A 25,517-nucleotide genomic window follows, 5' to 3' on the forward strand; every position below is an offset into this window, starting at 1 on the left:
GAGCGCGGCGATGCCGGACCTGTCGGACCTCTTCGAGGTCGGTGACTCGTCGAAGTTCGCCGTGGGCCAGTGGTGGGCCGTGGAGATCAACGCGCTGGCCGGGAAGTACGAGAAGGAGATCCAGCGGCTCGTCCAGGTCACCGAGGTCGTCGACGCGACGCACATCCGGGTCAACTACCAGATCGGCTGGGACCTGGCCGCGGGCCGCACACTGACCTGGACCCGCGTCGAGCCCGTCGACCGCGCCCACGTCCGCAACATGGTCTTCGAGGGCTGGGGCGAGGACGAGATGACCGGCTCGCACCCGGTCGCGTACGAGTACGCGGTGCGCTGCGACGTCTCCGGGATCGAGGCCATCGGCACCTTCTGGCCGGTGGTGATGCGCCGCTGGTGCACGTACTACCGCACCGAGCAGTGCTCGCTGACCAATCCGAAGTCCGTCACCTACGGCGGCGCGGGCTATCTCACCCAGCAGATCTACTGCCTGTACGGGCACGTGGAGGACTGTCACACCTCCAACGCCCGTCATCTCAACGACTTCACGGCCTCCGCCTACTGCTACGTCACCAACTGCCACGGCGACGGTGACGACGAGGGCCCGTTCGTGACGCACGGCCAGTTCGAGCACGACCTCGTCTACACCGGCAACTCCGGCCTGATGACCTTCGCCAACTCCGGTGCGGCCTGGGGCGGCCGGGCCAAGCGGATCACCGTACGCCGGCACGCCTGCTCCTGGTTCGTGGCCCGGGTCAAGATCACCGATCTGACCCTGGAGGACGTCCTGGTCATCGGCAAGAAGTCCCTCGCAGGCTCCGGGATGCTCTGGGTCAACGCCGACGGGGTGCAGATGCGCGGCTGTACGGCCACGGGCCCGCTGATCGTCTCCCGGGCCTCCGACCTCTCCGCCCGCCCCAACGTGATCGCCGACTCCTCGTTCGCGTTCGCGGCGGGCGCGGAGATCACCCAGGCCAATGTCACCGCACCGCTCACCCTCCAGCGCTCCACCCTGAAGGGCGTCGACGGCGCGGTGTTCAACGGCACCGGCCCGCTCACCCTGGACCAGTGCACCCTGACCGGCTCCAAGGACACCGCCCCGGTCTCGCTCGCCCACACCGACATCACCGTCCTGGGCGGCGAACTCCGCGACACCGGGCTGAAGCTGACCTCGGCGAAGGACCAGCGGCTGCGTGTCGACGGCACCCGGCTGAGCGGCACCAACAAGGACGGCGCCCTGCTCGCCCGTACCGGCTCCGGACGGACCGTCGACTGGCAGCTGTCCGGCCTCGACTCGGCCGCGCCCAAGGGCACCGCCCATCTGCTGGTCACCGAGGGCCCCAACCGCTACCGGGCCACCGGCTCCACCTTCACCGGCGGCCGGCTCGAACTGCGGCCCGCGGCGTTCACCGGCGACAGCCACCTGCTGCACACCGGCTGCGTCGAGGACGGCACCGAGCGCACCGCGCTGCCGGACGAGGGCGACCGCGTCGCCCACACCGCGGCCACGCTGCGCATCTGACCACCTCAGGACCTCTCGTCCGGACCGTCCCGGACTCCGGCCCGCGCCCCGGTCCGGACGAGAGGCCCTGACCCATCGAGCACCAGGGATTCCCGTGTCCACGCATACCCCGATCACCGGCCGGCCCGTACGGGTCGCGCTCGTCGGCGCCGGCAACCGCGGTCTGACGTACGCCGAGTGGATCAAGGCGCACCCCGAGCGCGCCGAGCTCGTCGCCGTCGCCGATCCGCGCCACGCGGCGCGGGCCGCCGCCGGCGCACCCGTGGAGTTCGACGACTGGCGGCCGCTGGTCGAGAACCGCATCGCCGACGCCGTCGTCGTCGCCACCCAGGACCGCTTCCATGTGGAGCCGGTGCTGGCCCTGGCCGAGGCCGGTTACGCGATCCTCTCCGAGAAGCCCCTCGCCCCGACCGAGGAGGAGACCCGGCGGATCGTCGAGGGCGTGGAGCGGGCCGGGGTCCTGTTCGCGGTGTGCCACGTCATGCGGTACACCCCGTACACCGACCTGGTGAAGGAGGTCGTGGACTCCGGTGTGCTCGGTCAGCTGGTCTCCCTCGACCATCTGGAGCCGGTCGGCTGGTGGCACTACGCCCACAGCTATGTGCGCGGGCCCTGGCGCAGCGAGAAGGACTCCTCGCCGATGCTGCTCGCCAAGTCCTGCCACGACCTGGACTGGATCACCTATGTGATGGGCGGCCGGATCGAGCGGGTGTCCAGCTTCGGCGGGCTGAAGCACTTCCGTCCGGAGAACGCCCCGGCCGGGTCCGCCGATCGCTGCCTCGACTGTGCGGTCGAGGCCGACTGCCCGTACAGCGCCCTGAAGCTGTACATGCCGACGCTGCGCGAGAAGGGCGCGGTCTGGCCGGTCACCCATGTCACCGAGGCGACCGACGAGGCCGGTCTCGTGCAGGCGCTGCGCGAGGGCCCGTACGGCGTCTGCGCGTACCGCGGCGACAACGACGTGGTCGACCACCAGGTGCTCGCCATGCAGCTGACGGACGGGGTGACCGCGACCTTCCAGATGGTGGCGTTCACCGAGCAGACGCACCGCCAGACCCGGATCTTCGGTTCGCACGGCTGGCTGACCGGTGACGGCGAGCGGGTCACGGTCCAGGACTTCCGGACCGGCGAGACCACCGTCCATGAACTCGGCGCGTCCGGTTCGAACGCGGCGGACGGGCACGGTGGCGGGGACGCCGCGCTCGTCGAGGCGTTCGTCACCGCCGTCGCCACGGGTGACCCCGGGGCGGTCCGCTCCGGTCCCGCCACCTCGCTCGGCAGCCATCTCGCGGCGTTCGCCGCCGAACGCGCCCGGCACACCGGCACCGTCCAGACGGTCCCGGCCACGTGACCCCCACTCTTCCCGGCCCCACCCTCACGTCCTCGGAGGACCAGCTCATGTCCCGTCTTCTCACCCGCCGTTCCAGAGTCCGCGCCGTAGCCGCCCCCGTGCTGGCGACCGCGCTCGCGGTCGGTGCGCTGGCCGGCTGTTCCGGCAGCGGCAGCGACGGCAACACCGTCACCATGTGGACCTACCCGGTCATCTTCGACGAGGCCAAGAACAAGGCGTACTGGGACGGCCTGGTCAAGGCGTTCGAGAAGGAGCACAAGGGCGTCACGGTGAAGGTGGAGACCTTCCCGTGGGCCAACCGCGACACCGCGCTGGCCACCGCGATCGCCTCCGGCAAGGGCCCGGACGCGGTCTACCTGATCCCGGACCAGCTGCCGAAGTACGCCAAGAACATCGTCCCGGCCGACGACTACATGCCGGCCGACGCCAAGTCGGACTACACGGACTTCGCCCTGAAGTCGGTCACGGTCGACGGCAAGGCGCTCGGCACCCCGATCCTGACCAGCGCCAACCCGCTGATCTGCGACAAGCGGGTGTTCGCCGCGATCGGTGAGAAGACCTACCCGACGAGCTGGGCGGACCTGGAGGCGCTGGCCCCCGAGTTGAAGGCGAAGGGCTACTACGCCACCAGCTACAGCGGTGACACCCAGCAGACCCTGAACATGACCTTCTACCCGCTGCTGTGGCAGGCCGGCGGCGACGTCTTCTCCGAGGACGGCAAGACGGTCACCTTCAACGACGCGGCCGGCGTCAAGGCGCTGACGTACCTGAAGAAGCTCGTGGACGGCGGCTACACCGACAAGGACCTGGTCACCACCACGCCCAAGCTGGAGCAGACCCCGACCGCCAAGGGCAAGATCGCCTGCACCTGGCAGAACACCCCGGCGGACGTCGAGCCGTTCTGGGGCAAGGAGAACATCGTCGTCCAGCCGCCGCTGAAGGACGCGAAGTCGGTCGGCTACGGCACGGTCGGCGCGCTGTCGATGCTGAAGGGCGCCGACAAGAAGAACACCGGCGACTGGCTGAACTTCGTCGCCGAGTCGAAGAACGCGGCCGGTCTGCAGAAGGCCGCGGGCTACTTCCCGGCCCGCGAGTCCGGCGGCGACCTGTACCCGGGCGACGCCCTTCAGACGGCGGTCGGCGCCACCCTGCCGAGCATGACCGTGGGCCCGCTCCAGGACAAGGCCCGTGAGGTCCAGGGCGTCCTCGCGCCGGAGATCCAGGCGGCGCTGCTGGGCAAGAAGAGCCCGCAGGAGGCGCTGAACGCCGCGCAGAAGGCCGCTCAGGCGATGCTCGGCCGCTGATCGGGCGCGGTATCGGGGTCCGGCCGCACCCGGACCCCGATACCGCTCCTCCCCGGGGCATTCCCCGCCCCCACCCCCGCAATTCCCCCGTACCGCAAGGAGATCCCCGTGGCAGTCGTCGCGGAACCAACCCGCCGGGGCCGTCGCAGCGGGCCGCAGGCGCGCCGCGAGGCCCGGATCGGCCTGCTCTTCGTCCTTCCGTGTTTCCTGCTCTTCCTGGCGTTCCGGTTCGGTCCGGGCATCGCCGGGGTGCTGATGAGCTTCACCGACTACTCCCTCACGGGCGGCGGCAGCTTCATCGGGCTGGACAACTTCACCCGCCTGTGGGACGACCCGCTGTTCTGGCAGGCGCTCAAGGTCACCGTCCTCTACACGGTGCTCGCGGTGCCGGGCACGCTGATCGCCTCGGTGTCCCTGGCGCTGATCACCCGCCGCGCGTTCCGCGGCGCCAAGTTCTTCCGTTCGGTGTTCTTCCTGCCGGTCGTCACCTCGCTGGTGCTGGCCGCCACCGTCTTCGTCTGGATCTTCTCGACCGGCGGGCCCTGGTCCACCCTGATGAGCTGGTTCGGGATGTCCGAGGGCTCCTGGCTCTCCGACGACGTGCTGGTGCTGCCCGCGCTCGCGATCGTCGGCGTCTGGTCCCGCTTCGGGTACGGGATGCTCATCCTGCTGGCCCGGATGCAGGACATCCCGCGTGAGCTGGAGGAGGCGGCCCTCACCGACGGCGCCGGCCCCTGGCAGCGGTTCCGGTACATCGTGCTGCCGCAGCTCAAGCCCGCCCTGTTCTTCCTCGCCGTGATCGAGACGACGGCCTCGTTCCAGGTCTTCGACGCGGTCTACACGATGACCGGCGGCGGCCCCGCCAACGCCAGCTACACGCTCGTCTTCCAGCTCTACGACGCGGGCTTCAAGTACTTCGACCTGGGTTACGCCTCCGCCATCGGCGTCGCGCTCTTCGCGCTGACCGTGGTGGTCGCGGTGATCCAGCGGCTCGTGATCGGGAAGGACCAGTGACCATGACCGCAGCACCCGCCCAGACCGAGGCCCCGCCCGAGGCGAAGGCCCCCGCGGCCCCCGACCGGGCCGCCCGCCGCGCCGAACGCAAGCTGCGCAAGCTCTCGGAGCAGGACACCGTCCCGTACGGCATGCGGCCCACCCGGGCCGGCCGGATCGGCCGCGCCGTCCTGCTGACGGTGGCCGCGCTCGTGACGATCTTCCCGTTCTACGCGATGGTCGTGCTCTCCCTGAAGCCGTCCGCGGCGGTCGAGTTCCCCGGCAGCCTGCTGCCCTGGCCGCTGACCGGCGAGGCGTACGACACCGTCATGAACGCCCAGGACGTGCCACGCTGGCTGCTCAACACGCTGATCTACTCGGTGGTCTCGGTCGTCGGCGTGCTGCTGCTCGCCTCGCTCGCCGGGTACGCCTTCGCCAAGAAGCGCTTCCCGGGCCGGGAGACGATGTTCTGGTCGTTCCTGTCGATGGTGATGGTCCCGTACCACGTCACGATGATCCCGACCTTCGCGATGATCGCGAAGCTGGGCGGCGTGGACACGTACTGGGGTCTGATCGTGCCGACCCTCGCCAACGCCCAGGCGGTGTTCCTGATGCGGCAGTTCATCCAGGGGCTGCCGGACGAGCTCTTCGAGGCGGCCCGGCTGGACGGCTGCAACGAGTGGCAGATCTTCTACCGGATCGTGCTGCCGCTGCTGAAGCCGATCCTGGCCACGCTCGGCGTCTTCGTCTTCCTGTGGCACTGGAACGACTTCCTGTGGCCGCTGGTCATCGGCCAGTCCACCGACATGCGCACCCTGACCGTCGGCATCGCCTCGCTCCAGCAGCAGAACGTGCCGCTCAATGTGGTGCTCTCCGGCTCCGTCATCGCGTTCGTGCCCATCTTCGCCGCGTACATGGTGGGCCAGCGCTACTTCACCGAGGGCGTCACCGCGTCCGGAATCAAGGGATAGCTACGAATGTTCACCGATGAGGCCGCGCTCGAAGAGCGGCTCGCCACCCCCTCCCCCGCGCTCGTCGCCGATCTCGGCCGCCTCGAAGGCGATCTGCTGGTGCTCGGCGCCGGCGGCAAGATGGGCCCCAGCCTCTGCCGGCTGGCCCGCCGGGCGCTGGACGCCGCGGGCCGCCAGGACGTGACCGTGTACGCGGTCTCCCGCTGGTCCGACAAGTCCGCCGCCGACGAGCTGGAGGCCGCCGGGGTCTCCACCGTCGCCTTCGACCTGATGGACCCCGCCGCCGACCTGGCCGAACTGCCGGACGCCGGGAACGTCGTCTTCATGGTCGGTGCCAAGTTCGGCTCCGCCGGGGCTCCTTCGCACGCCTGGGCGGTGAACGCCGCGATGCCGGACCGGGTGGCGCGCCGCTGGTCGGGGGCGCGGATCGCCGCGTTCTCCACCGGGAATGTGTATCCGCTGGTCCCGGTCGCCTCCGGCGGCTGCACCGAGAGCGGCCCGGTCGGCCCGGTCGGCGAGTACGCCATGTCCTGCCTGGGCCGGGAGCGGATCTTCGGCCACGCGGCGCTGACCCGTGGCACCAGGGTCGCCAACATCCGCCTCAACTACGCGGTCGATCTGCGCTACGGCGTCCTCGCCGACATCGCCTACCGCGTACAGGCGGGCGAGCCCGTCGATGTGACGACCGGTCATGCCAACGTGGTGTGGCAGGGGTACGCCAACGAGGTCGCGCTGCGCTCGCTGCTGCACGCCACCGACGGCGAGGCGTTCACCCTCAACCTCACCGGCCCCGAGACCGCTTCGGTGCGCCGGATCGCCCAGTGGTTCGGCGAGGAGTTCGGCAAGGAGCCGGTGCTGGCCGGCGAGGAGGCGCCCACCGCGCTGCTCTCCGACGCGAGCCGCTGCCACGCGCTGTTCGGCTACCCGGACGTCGCCCTGCGCACCCTCGTCGAGTGGCAGGCCGACTGGCTGCGCCGCGGGCTGCCGCTGTCCGGCAAGCCCACCAAGTTCCAGGTCCGTGACGGAAGGTTCTGATCCACTCCATGTCCACTCCCTCCCTCGCGTCGACCCCCGCCCTGGACGCGCTCGCCCAGGGTGCCGTGATCCCCGCGCACCCGCTCGCCCTGCACGACGACGGCTCCTTCGACGAGCGCCGGCAGCGGGCGCTGACCCGCTACTACCTCGCCTCGGGCGCGGGCGGCGTCGCCGTCGCCGTGCACACCACCCAGTTCGAGATCCGCGAGCCGGAGGTCGGCCTGTTCCGGCCGGTGCTGGAACTCGCCGCCGAGACGATCGACGCCGAGGCCGGCCGCCCGTTCATCAAGGTCGCCGGTGCCTGCGGCTACACGGCCCAGGCCGTCGCCGAGGCGGAGACCGCCGCCGGACTCGGCTACGACGCGGTGCTGCTCAGCCCGGCCGTGCCCGGCGCGGACGAGAAGGGCCTGCTGGAGCGGGCACGGGCGGTCGGCGAGGTGCTGCCGGTGATCGGCTTCTACCTCCAGGAGGCCGTCGGCGGACGGTATCTGTCGCCGCACTTCTGGTCGTCGTTCACCGATCTGCCGAACACGGCCGCGGTGAAGATCGCCCCGTTCGACCGCTACCGCACCGCCGATGTCGTACGCGCCGTGGCCGCCGCCGACCGGGCCGACGAGGTGGCGCTGTACACCGGAAACGACGACGACATCATCGGTGATCTGCTCACCCCGTACGAGACGGCGGGCGGCACCGAGCGCTGGTTCGCGGGCGGGCTCCTCGGCCAGTGGGCCGTGTGGACCGGCTCCGCGGTGACGCTCCTGGAGGATGTCCGCAGGGCGCGCGGCGGGGACCACGAGGCGATGGTGCGCTGTCTGGCCCGGCGCCCCGAGCTGACCGATGCCAACAGCGCGGTCTTCGATGTGCGCGGCGCGTTCCGCGGCTGCATCGCCGGGGTGCACGAAGTGCTGCGCCGCCAGGGCCTGTTGGCGAACATCCGGTGCCTGGACCCGGCCGAGACGCTCTCCCCCGGACAGGCCGAGGAGATCAGCCGGGTGGCCGCGGCCTACCCTTGGCTGACCGATGACGCCTTCGTTGCGGAGCACCTCGATGCCTGGCTCTCCTGACCCTGCCGACCGCTCCCGGGTGGTCGTCGCCGTACCGCCGGGCCTGCGGGCCCAGTTCTTCACCGCCGAGGTGTGGCGGGAGCTGGAGCGGGCCGCCGAACTCACCGTCGTCGACGAGCACTCCGACCGGGCGGCGGTCACGGCCGCGCTGCCCGGCGCCCGGGCGCTGATCACCTCGTGGCGGGCGCCCAAGGTGGACGCCGGGCTGCTCGCCTCGGCCGACCGGCTGGAGCTGGTGGCGCACACCGGTTCGGCGGTCGCGCCCTATGTCACCGAGGAGGTGTTCCGGCGCGGCATCCTGGTCACCCAGGCCGGTGACGAGATGGCCCGCCCGGTCGCCGAGGTGGCCCTCGCCTTCACGCTCTCGCTGCTGCACCGCATCCAGCGCTTCGACCACGCGCTGCGCGGTGGTCTGGAGTGGGCGGCGGCGAGCGAGGCCCCGCCGCGCCACGAGATCCACGGCAGCGACATCGGCGTGATCGGTGCCTCCCGCACCGGGCGCGCCTACATCGCCCTGGTGCGGGCGATGGGCGCGCGGGTGAGCGTCACCGACCCGTATCTGTCCGCCGCGGACGCCGAGGCGCTCGGTGTGGAGTCCGTACCCCTCGAAACGCTGCTCTCGCGCAGCAGGATCGTGGCCGTGCACGCACCGGTCACCGAGGAGACCCACCGGATGATCGGCGCCGAGCAGCTGGCGCTGATGCCGGACGGGGCGGGTCTGGTGAACACCGCCAGGTCGTGGCTGGTGGACGAGGACGCGCTCCTCGCCGAACTGGCCCCGGGCCGGCTGGACGCGGCGATCGACGTGTTCGACGCCGAACCGCTGCCCGCCGACCACCCGTTCCGTTCGCTGCCCAACGTGCTGCTCACCCCGCACCAGGCGGCGGGCAGCGTCGAGTGCCGGCAGCGGCTGGGCGCCAGCGCCGTCAACGAGGTGCTGCGGCTGCTCGCCGGACGTCCCCCGGTGCACGCCGTCACCGCCGACGCCCTCACCCGTCTGCACTGAGGGCTCACCGAGCCCTCGCCCCCCGTACCGATCAGGAGATTTCACTTCATGCGACTGATGCGCATCGGCGAGCCGGGCCAGGAGCGCCCGGTCCTCGTCTGCCCCGAGGGCCGTCACTACGACCTGTCCGGCATCACCGACGACATCGACGGCGCGTTCCTCGCCGCGCTCGCCGACAACCCGCACCTGGTGCCCGCCGAGCCGGTGCTCCCGGAGATCGACATCACGGGCCGGCGGATCGGCGCCCCCGTGGCCCGCCCCTCCGCGCTGCTCTGCATCGGCCAGAACTACGCGGCCCACGCGGCGGAGTCCGGTGCCGAGCCGCCCGAGCAGCCGATCCTCTTCTACAAGTCACCGAACACCGTCGTCGGCCCGTACGACGACGTGCTGATCCCGCGCGGCTCGAAGAAGACGGACTGGGAGGTGGAGCTGGCCGTCGTCATCGGCCGCCGCGCCTCCTACCTGGACTCCCCCGCCGACGCCGCCGCGCACATCGCGGGCTACGCCGTCAGCAACGACGTCTCCGAACGGGCCTTCCAGCTGGAGGAGTCGGGCGGCCAGTGGTCCAAGGGCAAGAGCTGCGCCACGTTCAACCCGCTGGGCCCGGTGCTGGTGACGGCCGACGAGGTCGGCGACCCGCAGCAGCTCCGGCTGCGCAGCTACGTCAACGGCGAGCCCCGGCAGGACTCCGTCACCGCGGACATGATCTTCAGCGTGGCGCACCTGGTGCACCATCTGTCGCAGTACCTGGTGCTGGAGCCCGGTGACATCGTCAACACCGGTACCCCGCAGGGCGTGGCGCTCTCCGGCCGCTTCCCCTACCTGGGGGCGGGCGATGTGATGGAGGTCGAGATCTCGGGCCTCGGCCGGCAGCGCAGCGTCTGCCGGCCCGCGTAACGGGACCCGGGGCCGCTCAGTCCTCCGGGAGTTCGACCGGGGCGATGTCGTCGAAGACGTCGCCGGGGCCGGGGTTCGTCGCGTCGGTCGCGCCGCCGAACTGGGTCATCACGCCCCAGACGGCGTTGAGCGCGGTCTGTACGGCGCCCTCGGCCCACCCGGCCGTCCAGGAGATGTCGTCGCCCGCGAGGAACAGGCCCCGGCGGTCGGCGGGCAGCCGGTCCTGCATGAAGTGGGTGAACAGCCGCCGCTGGTAACGGTAGTGGCCCGGCAGGTTGGCCTTGAACGCGCCCATGAACCAGGGCTCGTTCTCCCAGGAGACGGTCACAGGGTTGCCGATGATGTGCTTCCTGATGTCGACGTCCGGGTAGATCTCGCCGAGCGACTTGAGCATGACGTCCATGCGCTCGTTCGGGGAGAGCGGCAGCCACTTCAGGCTGTCGTCGCACCAGGTGTACGAGAGGCAGATGACGGCGGGCCGGTCGGGGCCGTCGTCCAGCAGATACGTTCCCCGGGTCATCCGGTCGGTGAGCGTCATCGACATGGTGTCGCGCCCCGTCGCCTCGTCCTCGTCCAGCCAGAACGGCCGGTCGACGGGGACGAAGAGCTTGGACGACTCCATGTAGTGGGTGCGCTCCATCGCCGTCCAGTGGTCGATCGGGAAGAGCGCGTCGTCGCAGTCGATCTTGGAGAGCAGCAGCCAGGACTGCCCGGTGAAGATCGCGGCCGGGTAGGTACGGATGTCGCCGTCGGCGTCGGTGACGGTGATCCGGTTCCCGGCGGTGCGGTTGAGCCGGGTCACGGCGGGGCGCGGCGTGCCGTCGTGCAGCGAGGACAGCGATGTGCCGAGCGGCCAGTGGACGATCTTCTGCGGCTCGCGGTCCCAGAGCCGCAGCGGGAGTTGCTGGCTGCCGCCGACGATGCCCCGGTGGTGGTCGTCGGCCTCGGTGTAGACGACGCGGAGGATCTCCAGGATGGAGTTGGGGAAGTCGGTGTCCCAGCCGCCGGTGCCGAAGCCGACCTGGCCGAAGATCTCCCGGTGCCGGAAGGACTTGAAGGCGTCGGAGTCGCAGAGGAATCCGTAGAAGGTCTGGTTGTCGAGCTTCTGGACGAGCTTCGCCCAGATCTCCCGGATGCGCGGCACGTCGCGCTCGCGCATGGCGCGGTTCATGTCGGAGAAGTCCGCGCCCTCCTCCAGGCACCGGTTCCAGGCGTCCATCACATCGCGGTAGACCTGCGGCAGGTCGTCGATGGTCCGCGCGTAGTGCGACTCGCCCTTGAGGTCGACGACGGTCGACGGGGTGGCCGCGGAGAGCGGGTTGGGGAACGGCCTGGTCTCCAGGCCGACCAGGTCGATGTAGTGCTGGAGCGCGGTGGAGGACGGCGGGAAGCGCATCGCGCCCATCTCGGCGGTGAGCTCGGGATCGCAGCCGTCGAAGCCGACGGTGCGCAGCCGGCCGCCGATCTCGTCCGCCTCGTAGACGACGGGCCTGAGCCCCATCTTCATCAGCTCGTACGCGGCGACGATGCCGGAGAGCCCCCCGCCGATGACGGCGACCTCGGTGCCGTGCCCGGTCGCGGGTATCTGCCCGATCCCGGCGGGGTGCGCCAGGAAGTCGTCGTACGCGTAGGGGAAGTCCGGCCCGAACATGGTGATCGGTTCGGTGGCGTCGGTGTGCTGGACGGCGTTGGGCACCGTGGACGTCATGGGGTGCGGACTCCTTGCGCGGGTGAAGAGGGGGAACGGGGCGGGCGGGCTCAGACGAGGGAGCCGTACAGACCGGGGCGGCGGTCGCGCAGATACGGGTTGGCGGTCCGCGAGGCGCTCAGCAGCGCGGGGTCCACCTCACCGACGACCAGTTCCTTGCCGCGTCCGGCGCGGGTGCGGACGGCGCCGTCGGGACCGGCCAGGCAGCTCAGCCCGACGAACTCGAACTCGCCCTCGGGACCGGTCCGGTTGACGTACGCGATGTACATCTGGTTCTCGAAGGCGCGGACCGGGACGAGGGACTCGGCGACGAACTGGAAGGGGTGCATCTGGGCGGTGGGCGCCAGCAGCAGATCGGTGCCCGCGAGGGCGTGGGCGCGGACGTTCTCCGGGAACTCGACGTCGTAGCAGATCATGATCCCGATGCGTACGCCGTCCAGTTCGGCCTGGACCACGGCCTGCTCGCCCGGGGTGAACCACTCGTGCTCGAAGGCGCCGAAGAGGTGGGTCTTGCGGTAGTTGGCGAGCGGGGTCCCGTCCGGGCCGATGAGCTGTGCGGCGTTGAAGATCCGCTCACCGGCGCGCTCGGGGTAGCCGTAGAGGACGGCGAGCCCGTGCCGGTCGGCGATCTCGCCTACGGCCAGGGCGGCCGGCCCGTCGGCCGGCTCGGCCAGCCGGTCCATCTCGGCCCCGATCGCGTAGCCGGTCAGGAACAGCTCGGGGCAGACCAGGAGCCGCGCCCCGGCGTCGGCCGCGCGCCGTGCCGCACCGTCGAGCACCTCGATGTTCTCGTCCACGTGCCCGGGACGTCCGGAGTTCTGGAGCAGGGCGGTGCGCAACGGCGGCATGGCTGACCTCGGACGGTGCGGGCGGGACGGGGACGTATCGAAGGTACGGTCCGCCGCCCGCGCCCTACAAGACGCGACCATTGCGCGTGCACCGTCGATCCATTGCGCGCCCACCACCGTGCGCGGCGATTCGTTGCGTGGGGCGTCTTCGCAGGTCAAAAGGGTGATTCAGGTCTCATGCGGGACGGCGCTCAGTCCGGCGCGCCCGAGGAGTAGCGCCGCAGCAGCGGTGAGAGCACCAGTACGGATTTCGTCCGCTCCACGTACGGCTCGCCCGCGATCCGTTCCAGGACCTGCTCGAAGTGGCGCATGTCCGCGGCGAAGACCTGCACGATCGCGTCGGCCTCGCCCGTGACGGTGGAGGCCGAGGCGATCTCCGGATAGCGCGCCAGCCCCTGTTTGATCGCCTCCGGCGAGGTGTTGCGGCTGCAGTAGATCTCGATGAAGCCCTCGGTCTCCCAGCCCAGCGCCGCCGGGTCCACCCGGACCGTGAAGCCGGTGATGGCGCCCTCGGCGCGCAGCCGGTCCACCCGGCGCTTCACGGCGGGCGCGGAGAGGCCGATCATCGCGCCGATGTCCGCGTAGGAGCGCCGGGCGTCTTCGGCGAGGGCGTGGACGATGCGTTCGTCGAGGTCGTTCAGGCGCACGTCGGGCGGTTCACTTCTCTGCGATGGGCCGGTGTCGGGGGCGGCGCGGGCCGCCCCCGAAGTAGACCATGGCGCGCCCGGCCGGGCGCGCTCACCGCGGGGCGTGACCGGTCAGAACGGGAAGCGCGAGCGGCCGTACTGCACCGAGATCCACTTCTGGGTGGTGAAGGCGTCGACCATGGCGTCGCCGTTCAGCCGGCCGAGACCCGAGCTCTTCTCGCCGCCGAAGGGGACGATCGGCTCGTCGTGGACCGTGCCGTCGTTGATGTGGATCATGCCGGTGTGGATCCGCTGCCCGATCCGTACGCCGCGCTCGATGTCGCCGGTGTGCACCGCGCCGCTGAGGCCGTACGGGGTGTCGTTGGCGATCCGCACCGCCTCGTCCTCGCCGTCGAAGGGCACGAGGAGCGCGACCGGGCCGAAGATCTCCTGGGACAGCACGGGGGAATCGGCGGCCAGGTCGGTCAGCACGGACGGGCTCACCAGGTTGCCCTCGGCCCGGCCGTGCAGCAGGGCCGTCGCACCGGCCGCCACGGCCTGCTCGACGAGCGAGGAAATGGCCTCGGCCTGCGTGGAGTTGATCAGCGGGCCGATCACGGTCCCCGGGGCGGCCGGGTCGCCGACCGGCAGCGAGGCGACCTTGGCGACGAACTTCTCGGTGAACTCCTTCTCCACCGCCCGGTCGACCAGGATCCGGTTGGCGGCCATGCAGACCTGGCCCTGGTGCACGTACCGGCTGAACACGGCCGCGTCCACGGCGTAGTCCAGATCGGCGTCGTCGAGGACGATCAGCGCGCTGTTGCCGCCCAGTTCGAGCACGGCGCGCTTGAGGTTCGCCGCGCACACCGTGGCGACGTGCCGCCCCACCTTGTCCGAGCCCGTGAAGGAGATGACCTGCGGTACGGGGTGCTCCAGCAGGGCGTCGCCGATCTCGGCGATGTCGGTGACCACGACGTTCAGGAGACCGGCCGGCAGCCCGGCCTCCTCGAACACCTTCGCCACCAGCGTGCCACCGCAGACCGGGGTGTTCTGGTGCGGCTTGAGCACCACCGCGTTGCCGAGGGCCAGGGCGGGGGCGACCGACTTCAGCGACAGCAGGAACGGGAAGTTGAACGGGCTGATGACGCCGACGACTCCGACGGGCACCCGGTAGACACGGTTCTCCTTGCCCTCGGTCGGCGAGGGCAGTATCTGTCCGGAGGGCCGCAGCGCGAGCTGGACCGACTCGCGCAGGAACTCCTTGGCGAGATGCAGCTCGAAGGCCGCCTTCAGCCGGGTGCCGCCCAGCTCCGCGACGATCGCGTCACCGATCTCGGCCTCGCGCTCCTCGACGATGCGCAGCGCCCTCTCCAGCACCATCCGGCGGTCGTACGGGTTGGTGTCGCCCCAGGCCCGCTGGGCGTCCTGCGCGCACCGGTAGGCCTGGTCCACCTCGTCGGCCGTGGCCACCGTGATCGAGGCGAGCTTCTCACCGTTGTACGGATTGAAGTCGATGATGTCCCAGGAGCCCTTGCCCGGCCTCCACTCTCCGTCGATGTACTGATGGGCCAGGTCGGTGAAGAAGGACATGAGATCCCTTACCACAGAGGAACGGGCGGCTGACTGGGCTTCATGTTACTTACATTCCAAAGGGGTTGAAGCTGATCGCCGCGCCTGCCGGGACACGGAACCGGACATCCGTGCCACCCGGCCAGGACCCCGGAAAACGCCGATGCCCCTCCGGGCCCGAACGGCTCGGAGGGGCATCGGTGTCGCGTGATCCGGGGATCAACTCCAGCTGGCGTGCAGCGGCTTGCCCTCGGCGTATCCGGCGGCGCTCTGCACCCCGACGACCGCCTTCTCGGCGAACTCCGCCAGGGAGGCCGCACCGGCGTAGGTGCAGGAGGAACGGACGCCCGCGATGATCGAGTCGATCAGGTCCTCGACGCCGGGCCTGGCCGGGTCGAGGAACATCCGCGAGGTGGAGATGCCCTCCTCGAAGAGCGCCTTGCGGGCCCGGTCGTACGCGGACTCGTCGGAGGTGCGGTTCTTCACGGCGCGCGCGGACGCCATGCCGAAGGACTCCTTGTAGAAGCGGCCGTCGGCGGACTGCTGGAGGTCGCCGGGCGACTCGTACGTACCGGCGAACCAGGAGCCGATCATCACATTGGACGCGCCCGCGGCGAGCGCCATGGCGACATCGCGCGGGTGCCGGACGCCGCCGTCCGCCCAGACGTGCTTGCCGTACTTCTTCGCCTCGGCGGCGCACTCCAGGACGGCCGAGAACTGCGGCCGGCCCACACCGGTCATCATCCGGGTGGTGCACATGGCGCCGGGTCCGACACCGACCTTGATGATGTCCGCGCCGGCCTCGACGAGGTCGCGCACGCCCTCGGCGGCGACGATGTTGCCCGCGACGATCGGGACCTGCGGGTCGAGCGCGCGCACGGCCCGGACCGCGCTGATCATGGACTCCTGGTGGCCGTGGGCGGTGTCCACGACGAGCGTGTCGACGCCCGCGTCGAGGAGCTGCTTGGCCTTGCCCGCGACATCACCGTTGATCCCGACGGCGGCGGCGATCCGCAGCCTGCCGTCGGCGTCGGTGGCGGGGGTGTACAGGGTGGCGCGCAGTGCGGCCTTACGGGTGAGGATGCCGACGAGCCGGCCCTCGGCGTCGACCGCGGGGGCGAGCTTGCGGTTGGCACCGTCCAGCTTGTTGAACGCGTCGCGCGGGTCGATGTCCGCGTCCAGCAGCACCAGGTCCTTGGACATGACCTCGGAGAGCTGGGTGAAGCGGTCGACGCCGGCCAGGTCGTGCTCGGTGACGACGCCGACGGGGCGCCGCTCCTCGTCGACGACGACGCCCGCGCCGTGCGCGCGCTTGGGCAGCAGCGACAGGGCGTCGGCGACCGTCTGGCCCGGGGCCAGCACGATCGGTGTGTCGAGCACCAGGTGGCGCGTCTTCACCCAGGAGATGACGTCGGTGACGACCTCGATCGGGATGTCCTGCGGGATGACGACGAGCCCACCGCGGCGGGCGATCGTTTCGGCCATCCGGCGGCCCGCGATGGCCGTCATGTTCGCGACGACGAGCGGGATGGTGGTGCCGGTGCCGTCGGGCGAGGAGAGGTCGACACCCTGGCGGGAACCGACTGCCGAACGGCCCGGGACCATGAAGACGTCGTCGTAGGTGAGGTCGTACGGGACCGAAGGGGACTCTGTGTAACGACCAGTACCGGGCTCAAGGAAACGCATATCGCTCATTTTTTCACACGAAACGGAGCAGGTCGCTTCCACGAAGACACAACAAAAGACACCCGCGTTCGTATGTTCCTCCGAAGGAACCGGGCGGGAGTCCCGGGCAAGTGGAACCTGCCTTGCCGGCGGACCCTACCCGAAGGACGTTCGAATCATTCCCGATCATCTTCCCTGGACCTGGCCACAAGGGGTCCGGTAGCTTCAAACCCGCAGGTCCCGTGGGTGTCGTCTGCGCCCCGGGGGAACAGCCGGAAGGGTCACAACTTCCGTCATCCGTACGACCGGAGAGGATCACGACCCACCCGTGGAGAGCGAACTGCCGGACATCTACTGCCCGTTCCCCCAGCGCACCAACCCGCACGTCGGGCACACCAGAGTCCACCTCGACGAATGGACGCGCAACACCGGTCTGGTGCACCGCGATTCGGCCAGGGACCGCTTCGTCCAGGCGGACTTCGGCTCGTTCGTCGGCATGGTGTACCCGACCGCCGACAGCAAGAATCTCGACCTCGTCGCCGACTGGTTCGTCTGGCTGTTTCTCGTCGACGACCAGCTCGACGACGGTCATCTCGGCCGCAGCCCGGAGCGGGTGCGGGACGTGGTCGGCCTGATGCGGACCGTGATCGAGGGCGACACCCCGGGTGCCCTGCCGGACGGGCGGCTTCCCGCCGCGGTGGTCGCCCTGGCCGATCTGTGGGAGCGGACCACTCCGTCCGCCGCCGCGCACTGGCGCACCCGGTTCGGCTGGCACCTCACCACGTATCTCACGACGGCCACCACGTGGGAGGCGGGGAACCGGGCCGCCGGAGTGGTGCCGTCCGAGGCGACGTACATCGCCAAGCGTCGTCACACCGGGGCGATACATGTCTGCATGGACCTGATAGAGATCGTGGCCGGGATCGAGGCTCCCGAGTCGATCCACAACGACTCCCGGTTCATCACCGCGCTGGAAGCCTCGTGCAACGTCGTGTGCTGGGCCAACGACGTGTACTCGTACGAGAAGGAACAGGTGCTCGGCGAGATCCACAACCTCGTCCACCTGGTCCGGCACCATCGGGGCTACGGCGAGCGGCAGGCGCTCGAACACGTCTGCGCGGAGATCACCACGGAGACGGAGCGCTTCCTCACCGCCGAGGCGGAGCTGCTGGCCGCGTATCCGCAGCTGTCCTGGATGCTCACGCCGTACCTGGACGGCATGCGGAGCTGGATGCGCGGCAACCTCGACTGGTCGCGGGAGACCCCGCGCTACAACCCGGCCGATGTGAGCCAGTACGAGGAGCCGGAGGAGTACCTGGAGGCGACGGTCCTGGGCGTGGCCTCGGACTGAACCGTCGGACCGGGCCACCGGAGCGGACGGCCCGGACAGCCTGTGCGCTGTCCGGGCCGTCCGCTGTCCACCGTGTACCGGGGGCGGCGGTCACCGCCCCCGGGACCGCTCAGTCCCCGTCCGGGTCGGCCCGCTCCAGTGCCGGCCGCTGCGGCGCCGCCGACTCCGTCAGCAGATAGTCGGCCGCCGCCGTGTCCGTCACCAGGCTGGTGACGAGCCCGGACCGCAGCACCGCCCCGATCGCCGCGGCCTTGCGCTGACCGCCCGCGATCGCCACCACCTCGGGGATCCGGCGCAGCCGGTCGGCCTCGACCGTGATGCACCGCTCCCCCAGGTCCCGGCCGACCCGCCGCCCCTCGGTGTCGAAGAGGTGCGCCGACATCTCCGCCGCGACGCCGAGCGAGGCGTAGTGCGCCCGCTCCTCGTCGCTGAGCATGTCGTGGACGGTCGAGATGCCCGGCTCCCAGGAGCCGATGGAGACCGCCGCGACCGTCACCTTGTCGAAGTAGTCGAAGGCGCGGGCGATACCGGTCTGGTGGCGCAGCGCGGCGGCCGTGGCCGGGTCGGGCAGCAGCATCGGCGCATAGATGGGGTGGGCCTCGCCGCCGGAGACCTGGGCGGCCCGCCGGACCGCCTCCACGGAGCCGCGCTCGGCCGTCCCCGCGTCGTACACCCCGGTGAGCTGCACGACCGTGCAGGGCGGCAGCCGGTCGAGCGCCGCGGCCATGTGGATGGTGGAGCGGCCCCAGGCCAGACCCAGCACATCGCCTTCGTTCACCAGTTCGCCGAGGAGATCGGCCGCGACCTCGCCCAGGTTCTCCGGGTCGGGTGCGTCGTCCTGTTCCTCGGCCGGGGATTCGACGACGACCGCGTGGCGCAGCCCGTAGCGGGCCCGGAGCGCGTCGGAGCGCTCGGCGTCCAGTTCGGCGGGGACGCGGATCTCGATCCGTACGAGGTCGCGCTCAAGGGCCGTCTCCAGGACCCGGGCCACCTTGAAGCGGCTGACGCCGAACTCCTCGGCGATCTGGATCTTCGACTTTCCCTCAAGGTAGAAGCGGCGGGCCATGGCCGCCGCCTGCACCAGCTCCGCGGGCCCCATCCGCAGGGCGGACCGTCCCGCCGACATTGCAGACACCGCGATCTCCTCACTGCTGTTCACACTCTCGATACGCCGTTCATCCTGTCAGATCCGGCGTTCCCTGATCGGTCCCGTCGGACCGAGTTCATCTGCCCTTGGCCCCACCGACCCGCAAGCGCGGACGGAGGCCGTCTCCGGCGTCAGTGGCCGCACGCCCAGGCCGCCGAGGCGGTGGCCCCGGCCGCCCGGTCACGCAGGGACCGCACCGCTTCGGCCGGGTCCGCCGCCCCGTAGACCGCGGAACCCGCGACGAAGACGTCCGCCCCGGCCTCGGCGCACCGCTCGATGGTGGCGGCGGAGACGCCGCCGTCGACCTGGAGCCACAGCTCCAGACCGTGCTTGGAGATCAGCTCACGGGTGCGGCGGATCTTCGGCAGCATGATGTCCAGGAAGGCCTGGCCGCCGAAGCCCGGCTCCACCGTCATGATCAGCAACATGTCGAGCTCGGGGAGCAGGTCCTCGTACGGCTCGATGGGCGTCGCGGGCTTGAGCGCCATCGAGGCGCGGGCGCCCTTGGCCCGGATCTCCCGCGCCAGCCGCACCGGGGCCGCCGCGGCCTCCGCGTGGAAGGTCACGGAACCGGCACCGGCCTCGACGTACTGGGGAGCCCAGCGGTCCGGGTCCTCGATCATCAGATGGCAGTCCAGCGGGGTGTCCGTGGCCCGGCTGAGCGATTCGACGATCGGCACGCCGAGTGTCAGATTGGGCACGAAGTGGTTGTCCATCACATCGACATGGAGCCAGTCGGCGCCTTCGACCGCCTTCGCCTCCTCGGCGAGACGGGAGAAGTCGGCGGACAGGATGCTGGGGTTGATCTGGGCCATGCCCCCAAGCCTGCCATGTTCCGCGCCGCTTCCCCGCCGCGGTGCGGGCCAAAGCCTCACGGGATCATTACAGTTCGCGCGATCGAGGCCCTCCGGCAGCGCGATACGGGCGTTTCGGGCGGCCCGGTGGTACGCGGGGCCGCCCGGGGCGCATCGCGACAGGCTCTCAGGCGGTGCGCCGCAGCAGGGCCAGGTACATCGCGTCCGTGCCGTGCAGATGCGGCCACAGCTGGACGTCGGGGCCGTCGCCCAGCGCGGGCACGCCCGGCATCAGCGGGCGGGCGTCCACCCACTCGGCCTCGACGGGCCGGCCGCCGCGCCCCTTGAGCACGTCGTCGACGACGACCCGGGTCTCCGCGAGATGCGGCGAGCAGGTCGCGTAGCCGACCACGCCGCCGACCCGTACCGCGCTCAACGCCTCGCGCAGCAGGGCGCGTTGGAGCGGCGCGAAATTCTCCAGGTCCTCCTTGCGGCGGCGCCAGCGCGCCTCGGGGCGGCGGCGCAGGGCGCCGAGGCCCGAGCACGGCACGTCCATCAGGACCCGGTCGAAGCTGCCGGCCGACCACGGCGGCCGGGTGCCGTCGGCGGTGATCACCTGGTACGGGCCGGGGTTGCCGGCCAGTGCGCGCTCGACGAGACGGGCCCGGTGCGGCTGCTTCTCGGCGGCGAGCAGGGCGGCGCCCCGTTCGGCGGCGAGCGCGGCGAGCAGGGCGGCCTTGCCGCCGGGACCCGCGCAGCCGTCGAGCCAACGGCTGTCACGGCCCTCCACCGGTGCGGCGGCGAGGGCCGCGGCCACCAGCTGGCTGCCCTCGTCCTGGACCCCGGCCCGGCCCTCCTGGACGGCGGTCAGCGCGCCGGGCTCGCCGCCCTCCGCCATCCGTACGGCATACGGCGACCAGCGGCCCGGCAGGCCGTTCTCGTCGCCGAGGGCGGTGAGCAGCTCGTCGGTGGTGGAGCGGCCGGGGCGGGCGACCAGGGTGACCTCGGGCCGCTCGTTGTCCGCTTCGAGGAGGTCCTCGATCCCGGCGCGGCCGCCGCCCAGCGCGTCCCACAGCGCCGAGACGATCCAGCGCGGATGCGAGTGCACGACCGCGAGGTGGTCCTCGGCGTCCTCCTCGTACGACGGGGCCACCTTGGCCACCCAGCCGTCGAGATCGTCCGCGGAGACCTTGCGCAGCACGGCGTTGACGAACTTGGCCCGGCCCTCGCCGAGCACCACCCGGGCCAGCTCCACGCTGGCGGAGACCGCCGCGTGGGTGGGGATACGGGTGCCCAGCAGCTGGTGCACGCCCATGTTCAGCACGTCCAGGACCGGCGGGTCGACCTCCCGCAGCGGCCGGTCGATGCAGGCCGCGACGATCGCGTCGTACGTCCCCTGGCGGCGCAGCGTGCCGTAGACCAGCTCGGTCGCCAGCGCCGCGTCCCGGTTGTCGAAGTCGCCCTTGGCACGGGCCTTCTTCAGCAGCGGGGGCAGGACGAGGTTGGCGTAGGCGTCCCGTTCGTCGACGGCCCTGAGTGCCTCGAAGGCGAGGAACCGGACCGGGTCCTTCTTGGGGCGGCGGTGCGGCTTGGCGGGACGGCGAGGCTGCTGGTCGTTCACGTGGAAGGTGCTCCGCTGATGGTGAGGGGGCGAACCCTCCCAGCCTACGTCGCCGCCCCGGGCCCGGCGGGCCTCAGCTCCCCAGCAGCTCGCCGTGGGCGATCCGCACCCCGCGCGCCCAGTCCGCGGCCCGCATCGGCTTCTTGCCCTGGGGCTGGACCCAGAGCAGCTCGACCGCGTGCGATCCGGTGCCCACGTACACGTTGTTCTTGGCCGCCGAGAGCTCGCCGGGCGCCAGGTCGGTGCGGTCCAGGACGGGGACCGCCTGGATCAGCTTGAGGCGCTCGCCGCGGAACAGCGTCCACGCGCCGGGAGCGGGGGTGCAGCCGCGCACCACCCGGTCGACCCGCAGGGCGGGCGCCGACCACCGCACCTGGGCGTCCTCGACGGTGATCTTCGGTGCGAGGGTGACTCCCTCGGCCGGCTGGGGCACGGCGTGCAGGGTGCCGTCCTCGATGCCGTCCATCGTCGCGACGAGCAGTCCCGCGCCGGCGAACGCCAGCCGGGTGAGCAGATCGCCGCTGGTGTCGGTGGGGCGCACCTCCTCGGTGAGGACGCCGTACACCGGGCCGGAGTCGAGCCCCTCCTCGATCAGGAAGGTCGACGCGCCGGTCACCTCGTCCCCGGCCATGACCGAGTGCTGCACCGGGGCCGCGCCGCGCCAGGCGGGCAGCAGCGAGAAGTGGAGGTTGACCCAGCCACGGGCGGGGACGGCGAGCGCCTCCTTGGGGAGCAGCGCCCCGTAGGCGACGACCGGGCAGCAGTCCGGGGCGATCTCCCGCAGCCGGGCGAGGAAGTCCGCCTCGCGCGGCCGGGCGGGCTTGAGCACCTCGATGCCGGCCTCCTCGGCGCGCTCGGCGACCGGGCTGGCGACCAGACGGCGGCCCCGCCCGGCGGGGGCGTCGGGCCGGGTCACCACGGCGGCCACCTCGTGCCGGTCGGAGGCGATCAGGGCGTCCAGGGCGGGTACGGCTACCTCGGGGGTGCCTGCGAAGACGAGCTTCATGGGTGGCTGACTGCCTCTCGGGCCGAAACGTGCGGTGACGAGCAACGCACAAGTCTATGGGCCGGGCGGCCGGGGGGCGTACGCATGGCCGTGCGCCCCTTTGAAGGGCGCACGCGCCCCTGAAGCGTGACCAGATCCACGGCTGAGGCGTTGGTCAAGAGAGATTGACCGAAGCGAGCCGCCATGGTGCGGCCCGATCCCTTTCAACGCCGGTTCGAGAGGCTTCTTCATGGCCGACCACGCAACCCACGACGCCCAAGCGAGGGCCAGTCTGCATCTGTTGGTGCGGGACATCGAGCGGGTCCGGCGGCAGGTGGACGCGCTGCGCACGCTCACCGCCCAACTGGGCAACGTCTACCGTCCGCGCCGCTCCGGCCCGTCCACGGGCTTCGTCGTCTACGGCAGGGCCCCGGCCCCCACCGTCAGGCTGGCCCAGGAACTGCGCGACAGCGTCGAGACCCTGGTCACCGCCGCGGTCGACTTCGACCGCTCGCTGGGCTTCTCCTGGGACGCGGTGGGCTCCGCGCTCGGGGTCACCAAGCAGGCCGTGCACCGCCGCTACGGCGCACGCCGCAACGCCCGGCAGCCGGGGGCCGAGACCGCCGGGGAGGGCGCCGTGCCGCGCACCCTGCCCGTCGTGCCCGGCTCCGGCAACGCACCCGCGCTGCCCGCCGTACCCGCCGCACGCTCCATGCCGCCGCAGCCATCGGCGGACCGCCCGTCACTGCGCGAGGACCTGCGCCCCGGCGCCTTCCCAGGCCCGCGCAACGGCTGACCACCCCGCCCGTCCCCTGCCCCGCCGCGCCCGACGCACGGCGGGGCAGCCGTATGTCCGCGCCGTCATCCGATGTCCGGCGGGTCCACCCTGATCCGGACCTGCTCGGCGTTCCCCCGGGACATCCGCGCCGCTTGCGCGGCCTTCAGCGCGGCCGCGAGCGCCGCCCCGCTGCCCGGCGGCACCCTGAGCAGCGCCCGTTGCCAGGTCTCGCCCGGCGGTGCGTCCCCGGGCCTGCGGGGCCTGCCCGGTCCGGTCACCGGCACCGGACCCAGCACCTCGGCCTCCGGCGGCAGTGCGGCCGCCGCGAGAAACGTGGCCAGCGCCTCCGGCGTGCCGGTCACCGAAGCCATCCGGGACACCGGGGGAAAGCCGAGCTCGGCCCGCTCCGCCAGCTCACGGCGGGCGTGCCCGACCGGGTCCCAGCGCACCAGGGCCTGTACGGGCCTCAGCGTCGGCTCGGCGACGACCACCACCGTGCCGCCCTCCGGCTGCCCGCGCACCAGCGCGGCCGCCGCCGTCCAGCGGCGCAGCGCCTCCTCGCCCGCCCGCAGATCGGGGCGGCCGACCATCGCCCAGCCGTCCAGCAACAGCGCGGCCGCGTAGCCACCGTCGGCGACGGGCTCGGCGCCGGGGGTGCTGACGACCAGCGCGGGCGCGTCCGGCACCGAGTCGAGGATGTGGTCGCGGCCCGACGTCCGCACCGGCACGGCGGGAAAGGCCCGGCCCAGCTCCTCGGCCGTCCGGCGGGCGCCGACGATCCGGGCCCGGAGCCGGTTGGAGCCGCAGGCGGCGCAGTGCCAGGCGGTCTCGGGCCGCCCGCACCAGGCGCAGTCGAGATCCCGCTGGTCCGGCGCCTGGAGCGGTCCGGCGCAGTGCCGGCACCGGGCGGGCTCGCGGCAGCGCTCACAGGCCAGCCGCGGCGCGTATCCCCGGCGTGGCACCTGGACCAGGACCGGGCCGCGGCGCAGCCCGTCCCGTACCGTCTGCCAGGCCAGGCTGGGCAGCCGCGCGGCGCGCGCCGCGCCGTCGCGCGCCAGCTCCCCGTCGTCGACCGTGCGCACCAGGGGTGCCGCGATCCGCAGCTGCTCCCGGTCCGCGCGCAGCGGCAGCGCCCAGCCGCTCTCCACCAGCTGGGCGGCCTCCACCGTGCAGTTCGTACCGCCGAGCAGGAACGCGCACCGGCCGTGCGCGGCCCGTAGTTCGAGGACCTCGCGGACGTGCGGGAAGGGGGCGTTGTCGTCGCTGTGGCTGGCGTCCCCGTCGTCCCAGACGGCGACCAGGCCGAGGTCGGCGACCGGGGCGAACATCGCCGCCCTGGTCCCGACGACCGCCCGCACCGAGCCGCGCCGTACGGCGAGCCACTCGCGGTAGCGCTTCTCCGGGCCGGAGTCGGCGGTCAGCAGGGCGTGGCGTCCCGGGCCGAGCAGTGCGGTGAGCGCGGCGTCCACCCGCCCCGCGGTGCGGCCGTCGGGGACGACGACGAGGGCGCCGCGCCCGGACGCGAGGGTCGCGGCCGTGGCTCGGGCGAGCTCCTCGGGCCAGTGGGGTCCGGGCAGCGCCGTCCACACGGCCCGGGGCGCACCGCCCTCGGACAGCGCCCGCAGGAAAGCCGGACCCTGCGCGTACCGCTCCCAGCTCCCGGCCGACGGCGCGGGCGGGGGCGGCAGCGGCTCGGGCGAGGGTCTGGACTCGGCCCTGCCGTTCCGGGGCGGCACGGCGAGCTGGAGCACATCGGCGAGGCTGCCCGCGTACCGGTCGGCGACGGCGCGCGAGAGCGCGAGCAGCTCGGGCCCGAGCACGGGCTCGGGCGACACGACGTAGGCGAGGGCCGCGAGGGCGCCGGGGTAGTCCGATTCGGCGCGCCGTTCGACCAGGAAGCCGTCGATCAGCCCGCCGCCCTCGCGCCGGCCGCCGCGCACCTGGCGCCCCCGGCCCCGAAGCGCACCCGCACCCGCACCCCCGGCTGGGCCTCGGCGTCGAGCTCCTCGGGCACCGCGTAGTCGAAGTACTGGTCGAGATGGAGCACGCCCTTGTTGACCAGCACCCGGGCGACGGGCAGCTCCTTGGCGAGCGCGGCGCCGCGCCAGGTCCGCGGCTTGGCCCGCGGCACCTTGGCCTTCCGTACCGTCTCCCGGATCAGCGCAAGCTGCTCCGGGGCCCCGTCCCCGGGGTCCTCGGATCGCTCGTCGTCGCTGCTCACAGCCACATACCTACCAGACACCACCGACAGCGGCCCCGACGAGGCGGCGCCGGAGGCCGGACGTGCC

The 25,517-nt window shown here is 71.9% G+C and carries 20 protein-coding genes and 1 pseudogene; 11 read left to right on the forward strand and 10 right to left on the reverse strand.

Annotated elements, in window-relative coordinates:
• The 9 genes from GA0115234_RS12585 to GA0115234_RS12625 all read left to right on the forward strand — a co-directional run.
• Positions 1-1,516 (forward strand): peptidase C14 (locus GA0115234_RS12585; protein WP_107405782.1); only part of this gene is annotated, 1,516 nt, incomplete at its 5' end.
• 94 nt (positions 1,517-1,610) lie between these two features.
• Positions 1,611-2,867 carry a Gfo/Idh/MocA family protein gene (locus GA0115234_RS12590; protein ID WP_093541009.1) on the forward strand — a complete coding sequence of 419 codons (1,257 nt, stop codon included), beginning with the start codon at positions 1,611-1,613 and terminating at the stop codon, positions 2,865-2,867.
• A 47-nt stretch (positions 2,868-2,914) separates the two neighbouring features.
• Positions 2,915-4,171: an ABC transporter substrate-binding protein gene (locus GA0115234_RS12595; RefSeq protein WP_093541010.1), complete on the forward strand. Its 1,257-nt coding sequence runs from the start codon at positions 2,915-2,917 to the stop codon at positions 4,169-4,171.
• A gap of 108 nt (positions 4,172-4,279) precedes the next feature.
• Positions 4,280-5,185, forward strand: a complete 906-nt coding sequence (locus tag GA0115234_RS12600; RefSeq protein WP_093541011.1) for a carbohydrate ABC transporter permease — start codon at positions 4,280-4,282, stop codon at positions 5,183-5,185.
• A 2-nt stretch (positions 5,186-5,187) separates the two neighbouring features.
• Positions 5,188-6,135: a carbohydrate ABC transporter permease gene (locus GA0115234_RS12605; protein WP_093541012.1), complete on the forward strand. Its 948-nt coding sequence runs from the start codon at positions 5,188-5,190 to the stop codon at positions 6,133-6,135.
• Positions 6,136-6,141: 6 nt separating this feature from the next.
• The gene (locus GA0115234_RS12610; RefSeq protein WP_093541013.1) at positions 6,142-7,170 is read left to right on the forward strand and encodes an NAD-dependent epimerase/dehydratase family protein; all 1,029 of its coding nucleotides are present in this window, start codon (positions 6,142-6,144) and stop codon (positions 7,168-7,170) included.
• A gap of 8 nt (positions 7,171-7,178) precedes the next feature.
• Positions 7,179-8,234 (forward strand): dihydrodipicolinate synthase family protein, encoded by a 1,056-nt coding sequence (locus tag GA0115234_RS12615; RefSeq protein WP_093541014.1) that lies wholly within the window; start codon positions 7,179-7,181, stop codon positions 8,232-8,234.
• The gene (locus GA0115234_RS12620; RefSeq protein ID WP_093541015.1) at positions 8,218-9,240 is read left to right on the forward strand and encodes a hydroxyacid dehydrogenase; all 1,023 of its coding nucleotides are present in this window, start codon (positions 8,218-8,220) and stop codon (positions 9,238-9,240) included. The genes GA0115234_RS12615 and GA0115234_RS12620 overlap by 17 nt, the downstream gene beginning before the upstream one ends.
• A 48-nt stretch (positions 9,241-9,288) precedes the next feature.
• Positions 9,289-10,137 (forward strand): fumarylacetoacetate hydrolase family protein, encoded by an 849-nt coding sequence (locus tag GA0115234_RS12625; RefSeq protein ID WP_093541016.1) that lies wholly within the window; start codon positions 9,289-9,291, stop codon positions 10,135-10,137.
• Positions 10,138-10,153: 16 nt separating this feature from the next.
• Here the strand turns inward: GA0115234_RS12625 and GA0115234_RS12630 are convergent, their stop codons facing one another.
• The 5 genes from GA0115234_RS12630 to GA0115234_RS12650 form a co-directional block, all read right to left on the reverse strand.
• Positions 10,154-11,845: a flavin monoamine oxidase family protein gene (locus GA0115234_RS12630; RefSeq protein ID WP_093541017.1), complete on the reverse strand. Its 1,692-nt coding sequence runs from the start codon at positions 11,843-11,845 to the stop codon at positions 10,154-10,156.
• 50 nt (positions 11,846-11,895) lie between these two features.
• Positions 11,896-12,693 (reverse strand): carbon-nitrogen hydrolase family protein, encoded by a 798-nt coding sequence (locus tag GA0115234_RS12635; protein WP_093541018.1) that lies wholly within the window; start codon positions 12,691-12,693, stop codon positions 11,896-11,898.
• A gap of 191 nt (positions 12,694-12,884) precedes the next feature.
• On the reverse strand, positions 12,885-13,340 hold the full coding sequence (locus GA0115234_RS12640; RefSeq protein WP_093541019.1) for an Lrp/AsnC family transcriptional regulator: 456 nt from the start codon (positions 13,338-13,340) through the stop codon (positions 12,885-12,887).
• A 111-nt stretch (positions 13,341-13,451) separates the two neighbouring features.
• On the reverse strand, positions 13,452-14,909 hold the full coding sequence (locus GA0115234_RS12645) for an aldehyde dehydrogenase family protein (protein ID WP_093541020.1): 1,458 nt from the start codon (positions 14,907-14,909) through the stop codon (positions 13,452-13,454).
• 198 nt (positions 14,910-15,107) lie between these two features.
• Complete coding sequence (locus tag GA0115234_RS12650; RefSeq protein ID WP_093541021.1) at positions 15,108-16,574, reverse strand: GuaB1 family IMP dehydrogenase-related protein; 1,467 nt, start codon at positions 16,572-16,574, stop codon at positions 15,108-15,110.
• A 307-nt stretch (positions 16,575-16,881) separates the two neighbouring features.
• Here GA0115234_RS12650 and GA0115234_RS12655 point away from each other — a divergent pair, with 307 nt between their 5' ends.
• Complete coding sequence (locus GA0115234_RS12655) at positions 16,882-17,904, forward strand: terpene synthase family protein (RefSeq protein ID WP_093541022.1); 1,023 nt, start codon at positions 16,882-16,884, stop codon at positions 17,902-17,904.
• 109 nt (positions 17,905-18,013) lie between these two features.
• On the opposite strand, the gene GA0115234_RS12660 is transcribed toward GA0115234_RS12655, so the two are convergent.
• The 4 genes from GA0115234_RS12660 to fmt form a co-directional block, all read right to left on the reverse strand.
• On the reverse strand, positions 18,014-19,030 hold the full coding sequence (locus GA0115234_RS12660) for a sugar-binding transcriptional regulator (protein ID WP_093541023.1): 1,017 nt from the start codon (positions 19,028-19,030) through the stop codon (positions 18,014-18,016).
• 152 nt (positions 19,031-19,182) lie between these two features.
• A complete protein-coding gene (rpe, locus tag GA0115234_RS12665; protein ID WP_093541024.1) occupies positions 19,183-19,866 on the reverse strand; it encodes a ribulose-phosphate 3-epimerase in 684 nt (227 codons plus the stop codon).
• A gap of 166 nt (positions 19,867-20,032) precedes the next feature.
• Positions 20,033-21,466 carry an RsmB/NOP family class I SAM-dependent RNA methyltransferase gene (locus GA0115234_RS12670; protein ID WP_093541025.1) on the reverse strand — a complete coding sequence of 478 codons (1,434 nt, stop codon included), beginning with the start codon at positions 21,464-21,466 and terminating at the stop codon, positions 20,033-20,035.
• Positions 21,467-21,539: 73 nt separating this feature from the next.
• Positions 21,540-22,472, reverse strand: coding sequence for a methionyl-tRNA formyltransferase (gene fmt / locus GA0115234_RS12675; protein ID WP_093541026.1), 933 nt, complete (start codon positions 22,470-22,472; stop codon positions 21,540-21,542).
• 229 nt (positions 22,473-22,701) lie between these two features.
• Here fmt and GA0115234_RS12680 point away from each other — a divergent pair, with 229 nt between their 5' ends.
• Positions 22,702-23,247: a hypothetical protein gene (locus tag GA0115234_RS12680; RefSeq protein ID WP_093541027.1), complete on the forward strand. Its 546-nt coding sequence runs from the start codon at positions 22,702-22,704 to the stop codon at positions 23,245-23,247.
• 65 nt (positions 23,248-23,312) lie between these two features.
• Here the strand turns inward: GA0115234_RS12680 and GA0115234_RS12685 are convergent.
• A pseudogene (locus tag GA0115234_RS12685) lies at positions 23,313-25,450 on the reverse strand (primosomal protein N').
• Positions 25,451-25,517 lie beyond the last annotated feature (67 nt).

It is taken from the genome of Streptomyces sp. DvalAA-43 (assembly GCF_900091725.1).
Classification (GTDB): Bacteria; Actinomycetota; Actinomycetes; order Streptomycetales; family Streptomycetaceae; genus Streptomyces; species Streptomyces pulveraceus.

Bases quoted from the DNA above. Each gene is read 5' to 3' on its own strand.
- GA0115234_RS12615 (WP_093541014.1), top strand. From the start codon at position 7,179: ATGTCCACTCCCTCCCTCGCGTCGACCCCCGCCCTGGACGCGCTCGCC.
- GA0115234_RS12645 (WP_093541020.1), bottom strand. From the start codon at position 14,909: ATGTCCTTCTTCACCGACCTGGCCCATCAGTACATCGACGGAGAGTGG.
- GA0115234_RS12605 (WP_093541012.1), top strand. From the start codon at position 5,188: ATGACCGCAGCACCCGCCCAGACCGAGGCCCCGCCCGAGGCGAAGGCC.
- GA0115234_RS12630 (WP_093541017.1), bottom strand. From the start codon at position 11,845: ATGACGTCCACGGTGCCCAACGCCGTCCAGCACACCGACGCCACCGAA.
- GA0115234_RS12620 (WP_093541015.1), top strand. From the start codon at position 8,218: ATGCCTGGCTCTCCTGACCCTGCCGACCGCTCCCGGGTGGTCGTCGCC.
- GA0115234_RS12625 (WP_093541016.1), top strand. From the start codon at position 9,289: ATGCGACTGATGCGCATCGGCGAGCCGGGCCAGGAGCGCCCGGTCCTC.
- GA0115234_RS12650 (WP_093541021.1), bottom strand. From the start codon at position 16,574: ATGCGTTTCCTTGAGCCCGGTACTGGTCGTTACACAGAGTCCCCTTCG.
- GA0115234_RS12635 (WP_093541018.1), bottom strand. From the start codon at position 12,693: ATGCCGCCGTTGCGCACCGCCCTGCTCCAGAACTCCGGACGTCCCGGG.
- fmt (WP_093541026.1), bottom strand. From the start codon at position 22,472: ATGAAGCTCGTCTTCGCAGGCACCCCCGAGGTAGCCGTACCCGCCCTG.
- GA0115234_RS12595 (WP_093541010.1), top strand. From the start codon at position 2,915: ATGTCCCGTCTTCTCACCCGCCGTTCCAGAGTCCGCGCCGTAGCCGCC.
- GA0115234_RS12610 (WP_093541013.1), top strand. From the start codon at position 6,142: ATGTTCACCGATGAGGCCGCGCTCGAAGAGCGGCTCGCCACCCCCTCC.
- GA0115234_RS12680 (WP_093541027.1), top strand. From the start codon at position 22,702: ATGGCCGACCACGCAACCCACGACGCCCAAGCGAGGGCCAGTCTGCAT.
- GA0115234_RS12660 (WP_093541023.1), bottom strand. From the start codon at position 19,030: ATGTCGGCGGGACGGTCCGCCCTGCGGATGGGGCCCGCGGAGCTGGTG.
- rpe (WP_093541024.1), bottom strand. From the start codon at position 19,866: ATGGCCCAGATCAACCCCAGCATCCTGTCCGCCGACTTCTCCCGTCTC.